The 16,860-nt window shown below is 70.6% G+C and carries 12 protein-coding genes; 5 read left to right on the plus strand and 7 right to left on the minus strand.

The features are described 5' to 3' along the window. Window positions 1–40 precede the first annotated feature (40 nt). From ACFWBT_RS33755 to ACFWBT_RS33785, 7 genes are all read right to left on the minus strand, one after another. Window positions 41–1,045, minus strand: coding sequence for an ABC transporter ATP-binding protein (locus ACFWBT_RS33755; RefSeq protein ID WP_385706786.1), 1,005 nt, complete (start codon window positions 1,043–1,045; stop codon window positions 41–43). Beyond that, complete coding sequence (locus ACFWBT_RS33760; RefSeq protein WP_385706787.1) at window positions 1,042–2,076, minus strand: ABC transporter ATP-binding protein; 1,035 nt, start codon at window positions 2,074–2,076, stop codon at window positions 1,042–1,044. The genes ACFWBT_RS33755 and ACFWBT_RS33760 overlap by 4 nt, the downstream gene beginning before the upstream one ends. Next, on the minus strand, window positions 2,073–3,023 hold the full coding sequence (locus ACFWBT_RS33765) for an ABC transporter permease (protein WP_385706788.1): 951 nt from the start codon (window positions 3,021–3,023) through the stop codon (window positions 2,073–2,075). Before ACFWBT_RS33765 ends, ACFWBT_RS33760 begins: the two co-directional genes overlap by 4 nt. Continuing rightward, window positions 3,020–4,087 (minus strand): ABC transporter permease, encoded by a 1,068-nt coding sequence (locus ACFWBT_RS33770; protein ID WP_385706789.1) that lies wholly within the window; start codon window positions 4,085–4,087, stop codon window positions 3,020–3,022. The genes ACFWBT_RS33765 and ACFWBT_RS33770 overlap by 4 nt, the downstream gene beginning before the upstream one ends. 77 nt (window positions 4,088–4,164) lie before the next feature. Next, window positions 4,165–6,009, minus strand: coding sequence for an ABC transporter substrate-binding protein (locus tag ACFWBT_RS33775; RefSeq protein WP_385706790.1), 1,845 nt, complete (start codon window positions 6,007–6,009; stop codon window positions 4,165–4,167). Between the two features lie 337 nt (window positions 6,010–6,346). Then, window positions 6,347–10,048, minus strand: a complete 3,702-nt coding sequence (locus tag ACFWBT_RS33780; RefSeq protein WP_385706791.1) for an SCO5717 family growth-regulating ATPase — start codon at window positions 10,046–10,048, stop codon at window positions 6,347–6,349. A 686-nt stretch (window positions 10,049–10,734) separates the two neighbouring features. Next, window positions 10,735–11,031 carry a DUF397 domain-containing protein gene (locus ACFWBT_RS33785; RefSeq protein WP_385706792.1) on the minus strand — a complete coding sequence of 99 codons (297 nt, stop codon included), beginning with the start codon at window positions 11,029–11,031 and terminating at the stop codon, window positions 10,735–10,737. 266 nt (window positions 11,032–11,297) lie between these two features. Here ACFWBT_RS33785 and rpsO point away from each other — a divergent pair, with 266 nt between their 5' ends. From rpsO to ACFWBT_RS33810, 5 genes are all read left to right on the plus strand, one after another. Further along, window positions 11,298–11,588 (plus strand): 30S ribosomal protein S15, encoded by a 291-nt coding sequence (gene rpsO / locus ACFWBT_RS33790; protein WP_081219736.1) that lies wholly within the window; start codon window positions 11,298–11,300, stop codon window positions 11,586–11,588. Window positions 11,589–11,952: 364 nt separating this feature from the next. After that, window positions 11,953–14,169 carry a polyribonucleotide nucleotidyltransferase gene (locus ACFWBT_RS33795; protein ID WP_385706793.1) on the plus strand — a complete coding sequence of 739 codons (2,217 nt, stop codon included), beginning with the start codon at window positions 11,953–11,955 and terminating at the stop codon, window positions 14,167–14,169. Further along, the gene (locus ACFWBT_RS33800; protein ID WP_351552961.1) at window positions 14,166–15,545 is read left to right on the plus strand and encodes a pitrilysin family protein; all 1,380 of its coding nucleotides are present in this window, start codon (window positions 14,166–14,168) and stop codon (window positions 15,543–15,545) included. Before ACFWBT_RS33795 ends, ACFWBT_RS33800 begins: the two co-directional genes overlap by 4 nt. 38 nt (window positions 15,546–15,583) lie before the next feature. Further along, on the plus strand, window positions 15,584–16,336 hold the full coding sequence (dapB, locus tag ACFWBT_RS33805) for a 4-hydroxy-tetrahydrodipicolinate reductase (RefSeq protein WP_266763348.1): 753 nt from the start codon (window positions 15,584–15,586) through the stop codon (window positions 16,334–16,336). Window positions 16,337–16,368: 32 nt separating this feature from the next. Continuing rightward, on the plus strand, window positions 16,369–16,821 hold the full coding sequence (locus tag ACFWBT_RS33810; protein ID WP_356471059.1) for a hypothetical protein: 453 nt from the start codon (window positions 16,369–16,371) through the stop codon (window positions 16,819–16,821). Window positions 16,822–16,860 lie beyond the last annotated feature (39 nt).

Genomic DNA, 16,860 nt, shown 5'->3' on the forward strand with positions numbered 1-16,860 from the left:
GGCGGGGGCCGGGGCCCCCCCGCCCGCCCCTCTCTCGCGCTCAGGCGTCGCGGCGTACCGCCCGCGCCCAGTGGCACGCCACCTGCGTTCCGCCGCCGCCGTCCAGTACCTCCAGGTCCTGGCTCCGGCAGGCGTCCGCCACGCCCGCCCGTTCGGCCTCACCGCTCGCCAGGATCTGGCAGCGGGCGTGGAACCGGCAGCCTCCGGGGATGCGGGAGGGGTCCGGGGGCTCACCGCTCAGCACGACCGGATCGCCCGGGGCCTCCGGCAGGACGGACAACAGGGCCTGGGTGTAGGGATGCTGAGGTGCCGTCAGGACCTGCTCGACGGCACCGGTCTCCACGATCCGGCCCAGGTACATCACCGCGACCCGGTCGGCGATGTTCCACGCCAGGCCCAGATCATGGGTCACCACCAGGGCGGACAGACCGAGTTCGGTACGCAGCCGCAGAAGCAGCGCGAGGATCTCGCCGCGGACCGAGGCGTCGAGGGAGGCCACCGGCTCGTCGGCGACGATGAGTTCGGGCTCCAGGACGAGCGCGCCGGCGATGACGACGCGCTGCCGCTGGCCGCCGGACAGCTCATGCGGGTAGCGCAGGAAGAAGCGCTCCGGAGGGCGCAGGCCCGCCCGGGACAGAGCCTCGGCGACCGCCGCCCGCTCGTCGCCGCCGTACCGGTGGATGCGCAGGCCCTCGGCCACCGCGTCATAGACCGTGTGCCGGGGGTTCAGCGAGCCGCTGGGGTCCTGGAGGACCAGCTGGACGCGCTTTCGGTACGCCTTCAGGGCGCGTGAGGAGTAGTCCAGCGCCTTGCCGTCGAAGGTGACACCGCCGCCGGTCGGCGGGACCAGGCCGAGGAGCGAGCGGGCCAGCGTCGTCTTGCCGCAGCCCGACTCGCCGACCAGGGCGACGATCTCGCCGGGCCGGATGTCGAGGTCGACGCCGTCGACGGCACGGGCACGGTCGGCACCCTGCCGGCCGGGGAACGAGACGTGCAGGCCCTCGGCGCGCAGCAGCGGCCCGGTCGTAACGGGGGTTGTCGTCATGGCGTGCTCCTGACCGGTTCCGCGTCCACGGCCGTGCCCGCGTGGACACAGGCCGCCCATCGTCCCGCTCCCGCGTCCCGCAGCACCTGGTCCTCCGTCGCGCACACGTCCAGTGCCACCGGGCAGCGCGGGTGGAAGGTACAGCCGGACGGCAGCGCCGACGGGTCCGGCGGATCGCCGGGCAGCCCGCGCGGAGCGAACCGCGACGCCGGGTCGCCGATGCGCGGGAAGGCCGACGAGAGGGCTTTGCCGTACGGATGCCGGGCGTTGTCGTAGACCTGCCGGGCGGGGCCCTCCTCGACGACGCGGCCCGCGTACATCACGGCGAGCCGGTCACAGGTGTCGGCCAGCACGGCGAGGTCGTGGCTGATCATGACGAGCCCCACCTCCTGCTCGCTGACGAGCTGCTGGATCAGACGGAGGATCTGCGCCTGGATCATCACGTCGAGCGCGGTCGTCGGTTCGTCGGCGATGACCAGCTGGGGGTCGCAGGCCAACGCCATGGCGATCATGACGCGTTGGCGCTGGCCGCCGGAGAGTTCGTGCGGATAGGCGTCCGCGCGTGCGGCCGGCAGTCCCACCTGTTCGAGCAGTTCGCCGGTCTTCTTCCGCGCGCCCGCCGGGGTCGCCTTCCGGTGGAGCAGGATCGGCTCGGCGATCTGGTCGCCGACGCGGTGCACGGCGTTCAGCGAGTGCATCGCGCCCTGGAAGACGATGGACGCGCCCGCCCAGCGCACCGCCCGCACCCGCCCCCACTTCATCGTCAGCACGTCCTCCCCGGCGAGGAGGATCTCCCCGCTGGTGCGGGTGCCCGCGGGCAGCAGTCGCAGCAGCGCCAGCGCCAGGGTGGACTTGCCGCAGCCGGACTCGCCCGCGATGCCGAGCTTCTGGCCCGCGTCGAGCGAGAGATCCACCCCGCGCACCGCGGCGGCGCCGCCCGGGTACGTCACTTCGAGGTTTCTGACCTCCAGCAGCCGTCGACCGCTCGTCGTGCTCGGAGCACTCGCTGTTCCCTCGGTCGCCGTACTCAACGCGCCACCCCCAGCTTCGGGTTGAGGACGGACTCGACCGCGCGCCCGCACAGCGTGAACGCCAGCGCGACCACCGCGATCGCGACACCCGGCGGCACCAGGTACCACCACTTGCCCGCGCTGACCGCGCCCGCCTCGCGCGCGTCCTGGAGCAGCCCGCCCCACGACACGACGGTCGGATCGCCGAGGCCGAGGAACGCGAGCGTCGCCTCCGCGAGGATCGCCGAGGAGATGATGAGCGTGGTCTGGGCCAGGACCAGCGGCATCACATTGGGCAGCACGTGGCGGGACATGATGTGCCGGTGGCCGCCCCCGAGCGCCTTGGCCCGCTCGATGTACGGCCGCGACTCCACCGCGAGGGTCTGCGCGCGCACCAGCCGGGCCGTCGTGGGCCAGGTGGTGACGCCGATCGCCAGGATGATCGTGCCCAGGGAGCGGGTCATCACGGTCGCCAGCGCGATGGCGAGGACCAGCGTCGGCATCACCAGGAACCAGTCCGTGATCCGCATCAGGACGGTCGCGTACCAGCCGCGGAAGTGCCCGGCGGTGATCCCGATCAGCGCCCCGATCGCCACCGACAGCACGGCGGCGAGCAGTCCGACCAGCAGTGAGACACGGGCGCCCCACACCACCAGACCGAGCAGATTGCGGCCGAACTGGTCGGTGCCGAGCGGGAATTCGGCGCTCGGGCTCTCCAGCGGCTCGCCCGGCGCGCTGGTCACGCTCTGCACGTCGGATCCCACCGTCAGCGGCGCGGTCACCGCGATCAGCGCGAAGAGGCCGAGGGCGGCGAGCCCGAGGACGCCCGCCCGGTGGGTGCGGTACTGCTTCCAGAATCGGGCGGCGGAGCGACGGCGGCGCTGCCACGCGAGGGTGCGCGGACCCGGCTGGGCCACCCGCGGGGGTGCTTCGGCCGTCATCGGCCCGTCCGGCTCGGTCGTGGTCATCGGCCCACCCGTGGGTCCAGCAGCGGATAGATCAGGTCGGCCAGCGTGTTCATCACGATCACCGCTGCCGCGAAGACGAAGAACAGCCCCTGCACCAGCGGCAGATCGGGCACGCTCAGCGCCTGGTAGAAGAGCCCGCCGAGGCCGGGCCAGGAGAAGACGGTCTCCACGAGGATCACACCCGCGACCGTCCGGCCGAGGTTGATGAAGATCAGGGTGACGGTGGGCAGCAGCGCGTTCGGCACGGCGTGCCGGCGGCGTACGAGGTCGTCCCGCAGCCCCTTCGCGCGGGCCGTGGTCAGATAGTCGCTGCCCATCTCGTCGAGCAGCGCCGAGCGGGTGACCAGCAGGGTCTGTCCGTACTCGACGGCGACCAGCGTCACCACCGGCAGGACCAGATGGTGGGCGACATCGAGAACGTACGCGAAGCCCTGCTCGCCCCCCGATTCCATGCCGCCGGTCGGGAACAGTCCGGGGACCGGGCCCATGCCCACCGAGAAGACGATGATGAGCAGCAGCCCCAGCCAGAAGGACGGGATCGAGTAGAGGGTCAGCGCCAGACCCGTGTTGATGCGGTCGCTCTTCCCGCCGTTGCGCCAGGCGGAGCGGGTGCCGATGAAGATGCCGAGCGCGGTGTAGAGGACGAACGCCGTCCCGGTGAGCAGGAGGGTGTTCGGCAGCGCCTCGGTGATCTTGTCGATGACGGGGGCGCGGAACTGGTAGGAGGTGCCGAGATCGCCGGTGAGCGCCTTGCCGCAGTAGTCGGTGAACTGCTCCCACATGGGCAGATCGAGCCCGAACTCCATGCGGTAGTTGGCCAGTTGTTCGGCGGACACCTGGCGGCCGCCGGTCATGTACTTGACCGGGTCGCCGGGGATGAGTCGGAAGAGGAAGAAGCTGGTGACGAGGACGGCGAGCAGGGAGACGGCCGCGCCGCCCAACTTGCCCGCCACGTACCGCGGGTAGGCGGTCCGGGCGCGCGCCTTCGTCCCGCGGACCGACGGCCCGGCCGCTGCCGGACCGCCGGTCGCCTCGACCAGCGAGGGTGTTGCCTCAGCGGTCATGAACTACTCATTCGCTCGTACGTTCATCGGGACCTCGCGGGTGTTCGTGCGGGGTGCCCTCGGGTGCGGTGCGTGCGCTACTCACGGTCCTCGGCCGTCGAGCGGCGGCGCATCGCGAAGAACACACCGGCCCCCACGAGGACGGCGACGCCCGCGACGATGCCGATGATGACGCCCGTCGAGTCCGAACCGTCGGAGGACGCACCGGAGGAGCCCGCCGGAACCGCCGACCACCAGCTCCAGTAACCGTCCTGGCCGTAGATGTTGCCCGCGGCCTTCGGCATCGTCTCGATCGACTTGATCTGATCGGTGCGATAGGCCTCGACCGCGTTCGGGTACGCCATGACGTTCATGTACCCGGTGTCGTACAGCCGCGACTCCATCTGCTTGACGAGGTCGGTCCGCTTGGCGGTGTCGTACTCGGCGAGCTGCTGGTCGTACAGCGCGTCGTACTTCTTGTCGCAGATGAAGTTGTCCGTCGCGCCCGTGTCCTTGGCGGTGGCGGGCAGGGCGGCGCAGGTGTGGATCGACAGGACGAAGTCGGGGTCCGGGTTGACGGACCAGCCGTCGAACGCGAGGTCGTACTTGCCGGCCAGCCAGGGGTCGGTCACGTTGTCCAGGCAGTTGAGCGTGACCCCGATGCCCAGCTTCCCGAACCACTCCTTCACGTACTGCCCGACCGCCTTGTCGTTCGGGTCGGTCGCGTGGCAGAGGATCCGGTAGTTGATGGGCTTGCCGTTCTTCTCGACGCGCTTGCCGTCGCCGTTCTTCTTGTAGCCCGCCTGGTCGAGGAGTTTCGCCGCCTTCGCCGGGTCGTACGCCATCGTCTGGCTCGCCGACGGCTTCCAGAAGTACGTCGAGAAGCGCGGCGGGATGTAGCCCTCGCCCGCGACGGCGTGACCCTGGAAGACCTTGTCGATCAGCGTCTGCCGGTCGATCGAGAGGAACAGCGCCTGGCGGACCTTCTGGTTGAGCAGCGACTCGGCGCCGTCACCGAAGCGCTTGCCGTCCTTGGCCTGGGCGCCGGGGTTGGTGGCCAGGGCGTAGAAGCGGCGACCCGGGGCGTCGTTGACCTTGATGTTCCGCTCGGACTCGAGCGCGGCCGACTGCGCCGGAGTCAGACCGGAGACGAAGGACACCTCGCCCTTCTGCAGCGCCGCGACGGCCGCGTCCCCGTCCTTGTAGTACTTGAACACCAGCTCGTCGAACTTGGGCGCCCCGCGCCAGAAGCTCTTGTTGGGCTTCAGACGTACGTAGCTGTCGGCCTTGTAGTCCGTCAGGACGAACGGTCCGTTGCCGACGATCGGGAAGCTCTTGTCGTTGTTGAACTTGGAGAAGTCGCCGACCTTCTCCCAGACATGCTTCGGCACGATCGGTACATCGAGCGCGGCCATCGTGGCCTGCGGCTTCTTCAGCTCTATCACCAGCCGGGTGGCGCTGGGAGCGGTGACCTTCTTGAAGTTGGCGACGAAGCTGCCGTTGGCGGTGGCCGCGCCGTCGTCGGTCATCATCTTGTTGAACGTCCACGCCGCGTCCTCGGCCGTGGCCTGCTGTCCGTCCGACCACTTGGAATTGGAGCGGATCGTGTACGTCCAGGTCAGCTTGTCCGCGGACGGCTCCCACTTGGTGGCGAGGCCCGGGATCGCGTGGTTGTCCGCCGGGTCGTAGTTGGTCAGGTACTCGTACATGAGCCGGTGGATGCTCGTACTGACGAGCCGTGACGCCAGGAAGGGGCTCAGCGAGTCGACGCTCTGCGCGACCGCGACGGTGAGGACCTTCTTGGTCTCCTTGGCCTGGGCCTGCTGCGGCGCCGGATTGAGGGGGGTCGCGAGACCGGCGGAGAGGGTGAGGGCGGCGACCCCTGCGGCGGCGATGAGCCGGGGGCGCAGCGGGCCTCTGTGATGCTGATCTTGTGTGTCCATGGGTCGGTGACCTCGCGTCATCGCTTGCACAGGGATGGCTGGTTGAACGACGTGATCGGGCTGGCGCCGACGGGTTGATGTGTGTGTCTACCAGCGCTCGTCTGCGCGAGTCAACGGCGCATGAACCCCATGTGGCCTGCGAAAATAACGAGTTGACGCGAATTCTTCGCTCATTGGTCCAGACCGGTGAAGCACCCCAGGTGACGGCCTGACGGCTTCTGACGTCCCTGGACACGCGCCGATGCCGTCCCCGGAGACGCGAAGGCCCGCACCGTCCGTGAACGGTGCGGGCCCGAGCGGGAAATCGGTCCCTCGATGGGGCCGATCGGGTTACTGACTACCGCCGAGGGGGCGCCGGAGGCGGCGGGGTCTGCCCCTGGTCCGGCTGGTAGGGCTGACCCGGCTGCGGATACGCCTGCCCGGGTGCCGGATAGCCCTGTCCCGGCCCTTGCGGATAGGGCTGCCCGGGCTGCTGCGGGTAGGGCTGGCCCGGCTGCGCGTACGGCTGTCCGGGCTGCGGCTGCGGCTGCGGAGCCTGCCCCGGAACCGGCTGCCCGGGCACGTACTGTCCGGGCACGTACTGGCCCGGCATCGGCGGCGCGGCCACCGGCGGTGGGTTGCCGTCGTTCGTCCACAGCCCCAGCGACTGCTGGTGCCGCGCGATGTCCTCGGCGACCATCGCGGAGAGGTTGAAGTACGCCTCCCGCACCTTGGGCCGCATCATGTCGAGGTCGACCTCGGCACCCGCGGAGAGGTGCTCGTCGAACGGCACGACCACGACACCGCGGCAGCGCGTCTCGAAGTGGCTGACGATGTCGTCCACCTTGATCATCTTGCCGGTCTCGCGCACCCCGGAGATGACGGTGATCGACCGCGAGACGAGGTCCGCGTAGCCGTGCGCCGACAGCCAGTCCAGTGTCGTACTGGCGCTGCTCGCCCCGTCCACCGACGGCGTCGAGATGATGATGAGCTGGTCGGCGAGGTCGAGCACCCCGCGCATGGCGCTGTACAGCAGACCCGTACCGGAGTCGGTCAGGATGATCGGGTACTGCTTGCCCAGAACGTCGATCGCGCGCCGGTAGTCCTCGTCGTTGAAGGTCGTGGACACGGCCGGGTCGACGTCGTTGGCGATGATCTCCAGCCCGGAGGGCGCCTGGGAGGTGAACCGCCGGATGTCCATGTACGAGTTGATGTACGGGATCGCCTGCACGAGGTCACGAATGGTGGCGCCGGTCTCGCGACGCACCCGGCGGCCGAGCGTGCCGGCGTCCGGGTTGGCGTCGATGGCGAGGATCTTGTCCTGCCGTTCGGTGGCGAGCGTGGAGCCGAGCGCGGTGGTCGTGGTCGTCTTGCCGACACCGCCCTTGAGACTGATGACGGCGATCCGGTAGCAGGAGAGCACCGGAGTCCGGATCAGCTCCAACTTCCGCTGCCGCTCGGCCTCTTCCTTCTTCCCGCCCAGCTTGAAGCGCGACGACGCGGCCGCAGGTCGACCGCTCTTGGCCTTCTGCTTCTTGTTGTTGAGCAGCCGGTCGGAAGAGAGCTCCACCGCCGCGGTGTACCCGAGCGGGGCCGCACCGGGATTGACGGGCTGCCGCTGATCGTGCCGCACGGGCTGCGGCCAGGCGGTGCCGGTCCGCGGGTCGACGGGCGCCGTGGGCTGCTGCTGCACGGGCTCCGGGCCCGGGTGGTGCGGAGACTGAGGCTGCGGCTGGGCGAGGTCGTAACCGGGCTGCGGGGCAGGGGAGTTGACCGCCGGCTGCGGGAATCCGTAGCCCTGCTGCTGCTCCTGCTGCTGCGGGACGGGAGTGGGAGCCGGTGCGTGCGGCGGCACGGCGTGCGGCGCGGGCGCGGGGGGCTGCGGGAACCCGTAACCGGGAGCCTGCGGGGCGCTCGGGGCATTCTGCTGCGGGAACCCGTACCCCGAGGCCTGCGCGGGCGGGGCCGCCGGAGCGGGGGCGGGCGCGCCGGGCTGCGGGAAGCCGTAGCTGCCCTGCGGAGGGGATGCCGGGTCCGGAGTGCCGGGCTGGGGGAATCCGTAGTGCCCCTGCTGCGGCGGATTCGGTACGGGCGCCTCGGCGACCGGGGCAGGCGTCACCGAGGGCTGAGCCTGCGGCGGAGCCGGCACGGGGCTCTCGGCCGCGGGGGGCTGCACGGGTACGGGCCCCTGCGGCGAACCCGCGACGAGGGGCGCACCGGGCGAGGGCCACGCCGACGGCACGGGCTGCGGCGCGGGCGGCTGGAAGGGCTGACCGGGAGCGGGTGTCTGTGCGGCGGGGGGCTGGAAGGGCTGGCCCGGTGCCGGTGCCGGTGCCGGTGCCGGTGCCTGTGCGGCGGGCGGCTGGAAGGGCTGACCGGGCGCCGGTGCCGGTGCGGTGGGGGGCTGGAAAGGTTGGCCCGGTGCCGGTGCGGTGGGGGCCTGCTGCGGCACCGGTGCCTGGTGCGGTACCTGGTGCGGTACCTGGCTCTGCGCGGCCGGTGCGGGCTCCGTGGAGGCGGGCCACTGCGGGGCCGGTGCGGGCGCCGCGGGCTGGTAGGCGGGCGGCAAGGGCGGCAGCCCACCCTGCGGCAGCGGCGGCGGAGCCCAGGCGGGGGGTGTGTCCTGCACGTCCGCCGGCTCATCGGGCCGTACCGCGGGCACCGCGTCCTGGGGCTCGCCGTCCTCGGGGACGGCGTCCTGCGGTTCCCCGACGGGGGATTCTCCCCGCACCGGCACCGCGTCCTGGATGACGCCCTGCGATCCGAGCCCCCCGGCCTCATGGGTCGCAGGGTCCGTGCCGGCGTCGTCGTCCGTGGAACGCTGCCCCACGGCATCGGAGACCTCGGCCTGCGCGGAGGCGCCGATCGGTGCTCCGGTGGACTCGGCACCCGGAGACGCGACCACGGCGGCGCGGTCCGCGACCTGTGCGTCGGGCACGCCCGCCCGCTGGGAGGAGGCGGCCTCCAGCGACTGGTAGGCGAGCACGGGATCAATGACGGGCTCGGGTGCGGCCACCGGCTCCGGGACGGTCACGGGCGCGGCCACGGGCTGATGCTGGGCCTCGGCACCGGGCTGGGTCTCGGCACCGGGCTGGGCTTCGGTACCGGGCTCAACCTCGGGATTGAGCTCGACCACGGCCACAGGCGCGCTCGGGGCCTCGGCCTCGGCCTCCGTCTCCGTCTCTGTCTCCGTCTCTGTCTCGTCCTGGACGTCCGTCGCGCCGCCGGCGCCACTGTCTCCGCCCTCGTCACCGGACTCGGCGCCGCCCTCGGCAACGGACACGGCCTCCGCCGCGCCCTCGGCCTCCGAAACCGCCTGGGCCTCCGGGCCCGCGTTGTCCGAGCCGGTCGCTGTCGTGGCCGCGGGCGTATCCGTCGGCACATCCGAGGGCTCGTCCGAGAGCGCATCCGCGAGCGCGGGCTCGGTGTCCTCCGCGGCCGACCGTTCCGCGATCTCACGCTTCAGGGCGACAGCGGAGAACCGCATGGTCGCGCCGCTCTCCAGGTCCCCGTTCCCGGAATCCGGTTCCTCGGAAGGGGTGTTGGACGGGGCGAGCGAGGCGCCGCCCGGCACAGCGGGCTCGGTGACCGGCGCCGGGGGAGCGGGCGGCGTCCACTGCGTCTGGAATCCGCCCGGGGGAAGGTCGGGCAGAACAGTCGGGCCACCGGCGTCCGCGACAGGCGCCACGGCCGGAGTCTGCGGCTGCGCGACGGGGGACTGCGCGACGGGCGGCCGGACGGCCTCGGGGTCGCCAACGGGCTCCGCGCCGACCGCGGTAGCCGCCGGAGCGTCCGAAGCCGCCGGGTTGTCCGAAGTCGTCGAGGCACCCGAAGCCGCCGAGTCCGCCGAGCCTTCCGGGTCACCCGAATCGCCCGATGCCCGCGAGCCGCCCGCGTCCCCCGAATCCCCGGAACCGCCCGAGGCGTTCTGCGTGTACCAGGCCGGCGGCGCGTAGTCGATGGTGAACTCGCCCGTCGTCTCGACGGCGGACTCGGCGTCGGACTGGTCATCGCCGGGCGTGGCCCAGCCCCCGCGGTTCCCGTCCCGATCGCTGTTCACAATTCCTCCTGGTGTGGTCGAGCACCCTCAAGCCGTGCCGGGGCGACCGTCTGCTTGTCGTCCATGGACGTCCTTGGACGACCGAGGCCGCCCGAAGTCCGTGCGAGGTTGTCCGAATTGACCCGGCTCCCCCTGGAACACGAGCCACCCGTCCACGGGTTCTGGCGTCGCGCCCGGTCCCAGCCTAATCACCATGACTGTCCCTGGGGCAGGCCTGTCCACCCACCCGCGACCGCCCGCTACGTCACACCCTGCCCAGAAGTAGCGTACGCACGCTCACCATTGACCCTCAAAGCGGACAAACAACGGCATCGAGAGGGCCACTTGACTCCCGTGAACGAGCGACCGACGGGGCAGGAGCCGTGAGGCGGACAGGGGCCGACAGGTGCGGACAGAGAAAGCGGAACGAGAAGGCGGAACGAGAACGCGGAACGAGAAGGCGGGCAGAGACAAAGGGGCCGGCACGGAGAACCTCTCCGTGCCGGCCCCACAGTTCCCGGCGTTCCGCCCGGCTCACGACGCCCGGTCGGCCCGTCGGCCCGCGGTGCCTGCCCACTCACGATGCCCGGTCGGGGGTCCGTGCGGCCGCGAGTCTCGGCCGCCGCCTGCCCACCCGTGACGCCCGGTCGTGTCCGTAAGCCCACGCGCCCGGTCGGCCGGTGACCCCCGGCCGACCTGACGCCTCGCTACTCCGTCGGCAGACCGCCCGCCGGGGGCGCGGGCTCCAGGTCGAACTCCCCGTCCCGGGCACCCAGCACGAAGGCCCGCCATTCCGCCTCCGTGTACCGGAGGACCGTCCCGGGGTCGAGCGACGACCGCATGGCCACCGCGCCCTCGGGCAGATAGGCGATCTCGACCCGCTCCTCGTGCTCCTCGGTGCCCGGTGCGCTCTGCCATACGACGTCCGAGATGTCGAGGGCGTAGAGCTCGTCCTTCTCCCGCTCCTTGCGCGCCTTGACGTCCTTGTCCGCTTCCTCGGCCATGTTCCGCCGGCCCCTTCCCCACGTACGAATGACCTCTGCGGCGTCACCCTAGTGGCCTGGCCCACACCGTCCGGGGACCTTCTGTGACCCTGGCAGACGTATCCGCCCAGGCTGGTACCCTGTGTAACGGCCGTTTGTGTACGCGCCCCCGGAGCGCTGCTCTGGAGGCCGCGCCCAGCGGATCCCCGCCTTCCGAGTCACGGAAGCTCCCCTGAGAATTCGACCAGGGGCACTCGGTGGCAGACACGAGACTACAAGGAGTAAGCGTGCCGCTCGACGCCGCTACGAAGAAGCAGCTCATCAGCGAGTTCGGTCAGAAGGAGGGCGACACCGGCTCCCCCGAGGTCCAGGTCGCCATGCTTTCGCGCCGGATCTCGGACCTGACCGAGCACCTCAAGACCCACAAGCACGACCACCACTCCCGCCGTGGTCTTCTGATCCTGGTCGGCCAGCGTCGCCGCCTGCTTCAGTACCTGGCCAAGAAGGACATCCAGCGCTTCCGTGCGCTGGTCGACCGCCTGGGCATCCGTCGTGGTGCGGCCGGCGGCGCCAAGTAAGACGCCGTGAAGGGAGCGGTTCCCACTTCTTGGGAGCCGCTCCTTTTGCTGTATGTGCTGCCTCAGGTGCTCTCTACGTGCGGAGTGTCACCGACGCTTTGTAGTGTGGTAGCACAACGCAATACGCAGGAAACAGCACGGACGAACACAGCGTGACGACGCCCTACCCGCCGGGTAGGGCATCTCACGACAACGAACGAGGAGAAGCGCGCCTCATCGCCGCCGGTCCTCGGTAGTGGCCCCCGGGCGAAAAGAGCCCCGGGTGCTTCGATCGAAGACCGGCCCGCACCAGAAGGAGCGCCTCTCCGCCACCGTCCCCCTGCCACACGGGCAGGACCGGGACGAAGACGAGGAGAAAACGCTAGTGGAGAACGAGACCCACTACGCCGAGGCCGTTATCGACAACGGTTCCTTCGGCACCCGCACCATCCGCTTCGAGACGGGCAGGCTGGCCAGGCAGGCCGCCGGCTCCGCCGTCGCGTACCTGGACGACGACACCATGGTGCTGTCGGCCACCACCGCTTCCAAGAAGCCCAAGGACCAGCTCGACTTCTTCCCCCTCACGGTGGACGTCGAGGAGCGGATGTACGCCGCCGGCAAGATCCCCGGCAGCTTCTTCCGCCGCGAGGGCCGTCCCTCCGAGGACGCGATCCTCACCTGTCGCCTGATCGACCGCCCGCTGCGTCCGTCCTTCAAGAAGGGCCTTCGCAACGAGATCCAGGTCGTCGCGACGATCATGGCCCTCAACCCCGACCACCTGTACGACGTCGTGGCGATCAACGCGGCGTCCGCGTCCACGCAGCTGGCCGGTCTGCCCTTCTCCGGCCCGGTCGGCGGCGTCCGCGTCGCGCTGATCAACGGCCAGTGGGTCGCGTTCCCGACGCACACCGAGCTCGAGGACGCCGTCTTCGACATGGTCGTCGCCGGTCGCGTCCTGGAGGACGGCGACGTCGCGATCATGATGGTCGAGGCCGAGGCCACCGAGAAGACGATCCAGCTGGTCCAGGGTGGCGCCGAGGCGCCGACCGAGGAGGTCGTGGCCGCCGGCCTCGACGCCTCGAAGCCCTTCATCAAGGTCCTGTGCAAGGCGCAGTCGGACCTCGCCGCGAAGGCCGCCAAGCCGACCGGCGAGTTCCCGATCTTCCTGGACTACCAGGACGACGTCTTCGAGGCCCTGACCGCCGCGGTCAAGAGCGAGCTCGCCCAGGCGCTCACCATCGCCGGCAAGCAGGACCGCGAGGCCGAACTGGACCGCGTCAAGGAGATCGCCGCCGAGAAGCTGCTCCCGCAGTTCGAGGGTCGCGAGAAGGAGATCTCCGCCGCGTACCGCTCGCTGACCAAGAAGCTGGTCCGCGAGCGTGTCATCAAGGACAAGGTCCGCATCGACGGCCGTGGCGTCACGGACATCCGTACGCTGGCCGCCGAGGTCGAGGCCATCCCGCGCGTGCACGGCTCGGCGCTGTTCGAGCGTGGCGAGACCCAGATCCTGGGCGTCACCACCCTGAACATGCTCCGTATGGAGCAGCAGCTGGACACCCTCTCCCCGGTGACCCGCAAGCGCTACATGCACAACTACAACTTCCCGCCGTACTCCGTCGGTGAGACGGGCCGCGTCGGCTCCCCCAAGCGCCGCGAGATCGGCCACGGCGCGCTCGCCGAGCGCGCGATCGTGCCGGTCCTGCCGACCCGCGAGGAGTTCCCCTACGCGATCCGTCAGGTGTCCGAGGCTCTCGGCTCCAACGGCTCGACGTCCATGGGCTCGGTCTGCGCCTCCACCATGTCGCTGCTCAACGCCGGTGTGCCGCTCAAGGCCGCCGTCGCGGGTATCGCCATGGGTCTGATCTCCCAGGAGATCGACGGCCAGACGCACTACGTCGCCCTCACCGACATCCTCGGTGCGGAGGACGCCTTCGGTGACATGGACTTCAAGGTCGCCGGCACCAAGGAGTTCGTGACCGCCCTCCAGCTCGACACCAAGCTGGACGGCATCCCCGCCTCCGTCCTGGCCGCGGCCCTCAAGCAGGCCCGCGACGCCCGCCTCCACATCCTCGACGTGATGATGGAAGCGATCGACACGCCGGACGAGATGTCCCCGAACGCCCCGCGGATCATCACCGTCAAGATCCCCGTGGACAAGATCGGTGAGGTCATCGGCCCCAAGGGCAAGATGATCAACCAGATCCAGGAGGACACCGGCGCCGACATCACGATCGAGGACGACGGCACCATCTACATCGGTGCCCAGCAGGGCTCGCAGGCCGAGGCCGCCCGCGCCACGATCAACGCGATCGCCAACCCGACCATGCCGGAGGTCGGCGAGCGCTACCTGGGCACCGTCGTGAAGACGACGACCTTCGGTGCGTTCGTGTCGCTGCTCCCGGGCAAGGACGGTCTGCTGCACATCTCGCAGATCCGCAAGCTCGCCGGCGGCAAGCGCGTGGAGAACGTCGAGGACGTCCTGGCCGTGGGCTCCAAGGTCCAGGTCGAGATCGCCGAGATCGACTCCCGCGGCAAGCTCTCCCTGATCCCCGTGGTCGAGGGCGAAAGCGACGATGAGAAGAAGGACGACACCGACCAGTGACGTCGAGTAGCTCCACGACGACGGCCCGCACCTCTTCGGAGGCGCGGGCCGTCGCCCGTACCCAAACCCTCATCAAGGGCGCGAACGGCATCGGTACGGTCCGCAAGACCACCCTCCCCGGCGGCCTGCGCATCGTCACCGAGACGCTCCCCTCCGTGCGCTCCGCCACGTTCGGCATCTGGGCGCACGTGGGCTCCCGCGACGAGACGCCGTCCCTGAACGGCGCCACGCACTATCTGGAGCACCTGCTCTTCAAGGGCACGAACCGCAGGTCCGCCCTGGACATCTCCTCGGCGATCGACGCGGTCGGCGGCGAGATGAACGCGTTCACGGCCAAGGAGTACACGTGCTACTACGCACGCGTGCTCGACACCGACCTGCCGCTGGCCATCGACGTCGTCTGCGACATGCTGACCGGCTCGCTCATCCTCGAGGACGACGTCAACGTCGAGCGCGGCGCGATCCTCGAAGAGATCGCGATGACCGAGGACGACCCGGGCGACTGCGTGCACGACCTGTTCGCGCACACCATGCTCGGCGACACCCCCCTCGGACGCCCGGTCCTCGGCACGGTCAACACGGTCAACGCCCTCACCGCGGACCGCATCCGCCGCTTCTACAAGAAGCACTACGACCCGACGCACCTCGTCGTGGCCTGTGCGGGCAACGTCGACCACAACAAGGTCGTACGCCAGGTCCGCGCCGCCTTCGAGAAGGCCGGCGCCTTCAAGAACGCCGAGGCGGCCCCCATCGCCCCGCGCGACGGCCGGCGCAGCATCCGCACCGCGGGCCGCGTCGAACTGCTCGGCCGCAAGACCGAGCAGGCCCATGTCGTCCTCGGCATGCCGGGCCTGGCCCGCACCGACGACCGCCGCTGGGCCCTGGGCGTCCTGAACACCGCCCTGGGCGGCGGCATGTCCTCGCGCCTGTTCCAGGAGGTCCGCGAGAAGCGCGGCCTGGCCTACAGCGTGTATTCGTACACCTCGGGCTTCGCCGACTGCGGCCTCTTCGGCGTCTACGCGGGTTGCCGCCCGAGCCAGGTCCACGACGTCCTCAAGCTCTGCCGCGACGAGCTCGACCAGGTCGCCGAGCACGGTCTCTCGGACGACGAGATCGGCCGCGCCATCGGCCAGCTCCAGGGCTCCACGGTCCTCGGCCTGGAGGACACCGGCGCGCTGATGAACCGGATCGGCAAGAGCGAGCTGTGCTGGGGCGAGCAGATGTCGGTCGACGACATGCTGGCCCGGATAGCGTCGGTCACCCCGGACGAGGTCCGTTCGATCGCCCGGGACGTCCTCGGACAGCGCCCCTCGCTGGCGGTCATCGGCCCGGTCAAGGACAAACAGGCGTCCCGACTGCACGACGCGGTCGCGTAGATCCCGTCTCGAATCCCGTCTCGGTAAGGAACGAAGCAATGAGCAAGCTGCGCGTGGCGGTCCTCGGTGCCAAGGGCCGGATCGGAGCCGAGGCGGTACGAGCCGTCGAGGCCGCCGAGGACATGGAGCTGGTGGCCGCGCTGGGCCGCGGCGACAAGCTGGAGACACTGGTCGACGCGGGGGCGCAGGTCGTCGTCGAGCTGACCACGCCCGCCTCGGTGATGGGCAACCTCGACTTCTGCGTCCGGCACGGCATCCACGCCGTGGTCGGTACGACCGGCTGGACCGAGGAGCGCCTCGCGCAGCTCGGCACCTCGCTGGCCGCGTCCCCGGAGACCGGCGTGCTCATCGCGCCGAACTTCTCCATCGGGGCCGTACTGACGATGAAGTTCGCCGAGGTCGCAGCGCCCTACTTCGAGTCCGTCGAGGTCGTCGAGCTGCATCACCCGAACAAGGTGGACGCCCCCAGCGGCACCGCCACGCGCACCGCTCAGCTCATCGCGGCGGCCCGGGAGCGCGCGGGCAGCGCTCCGCAGCCCGATGCCACGGTGACTGCCCTGGACGGCGCCCGCGGCGCCGACGTCGACGGTGTGCCGGTGCACGCGGTCCGGCTGCGCGGCCTCCTCGCCCACCAGGAGGTCCTGCTCGGCGGCGAGGGCGAGACCCTGACCATCCGCCACGACTCCCTCCACCACAGCAGCTTCATGCCGGGCATCCTGCTCGGCGCCCGCCGCGTGGTGACCACCCCGGGCCTCACCTTCGGCCTGGAACACTTCCTGGACCTCGGCTGAGCCGGGGGACGTACAAGAGTTAGCCGGCAGACATGCGCGCGAAGATCACCTATGCCATCACGGCCGCCGTCCTGGTCGTCTATTTCGTCCTGGTCGGCAGCCGGGGCGTGCTCCTCATCCAGAACGGCACCCTGATCACCGTCACCTTCGGTGTCGCGGTGCTCATCCTGCCGGTCATCGGTGTCTGGTTCCTCTGGATGAACACCCAGTTCGTCCGGAAGGCCAACCGGCTCGCCGCCGTGCTCGACGCCGAGGGCGGTCTGCCCCCGGACGAGCTGAGGCGCACCGAGGGCGGCCGCATCGACCGCGACTCGGCCGACGAGGTCTTCGCCCGCCGCAAGGCCGAGACCGAGGACGCCCCCAACGACTGGCGCAGCTGGTTCCGCCTCGCGATCGCCTACCACGACGCCCGCGACACCCCGCGCGCACGCAAGGCCATGCAGCGGGCCATCGCCCTCCACGAGGGCCGGACGCTGGAAGCCTGACCAAGGTCGTACGACGAAGGGGCCGGTCCGCGCTGAGCC

The sequence above is a fragment of the Streptomyces sp. NPDC060027 genome (assembly GCF_042737005.1).
Taxonomy (GTDB): Bacteria; Actinomycetota; Actinomycetes; order Streptomycetales; family Streptomycetaceae; genus Streptomyces.

Coding starts and splice junctions, on each gene's coding strand:
- ACFWBT_RS33755 (WP_385706786.1), bottom strand. CDS start 1,045: ATGACGACAACCCCCGTTACGACCGGGCCGCTGCTGCGCGCCGAGGGC.
- ACFWBT_RS33765 (WP_385706788.1), bottom strand. CDS start 3,023: ATGACCACGACCGAGCCGGACGGGCCGATGACGGCCGAAGCACCCCCG.
- ACFWBT_RS33770 (WP_385706789.1), bottom strand. CDS start 4,087: ATGACCGCTGAGGCAACACCCTCGCTGGTCGAGGCGACCGGCGGTCCG.
- ACFWBT_RS33775 (WP_385706790.1), bottom strand. CDS start 6,009: ATGGACACACAAGATCAGCATCACAGAGGCCCGCTGCGCCCCCGGCTC.
- ACFWBT_RS33785 (WP_385706792.1), bottom strand. CDS start 11,031: ATGGCCGAGGAAGCGGACAAGGACGTCAAGGCGCGCAAGGAGCGGGAG.
- dapB (WP_266763348.1), top strand. CDS start 15,584: ATGAGCAAGCTGCGCGTGGCGGTCCTCGGTGCCAAGGGCCGGATCGGA.
- ACFWBT_RS33810 (WP_356471059.1), top strand. CDS start 16,369: ATGCGCGCGAAGATCACCTATGCCATCACGGCCGCCGTCCTGGTCGTC.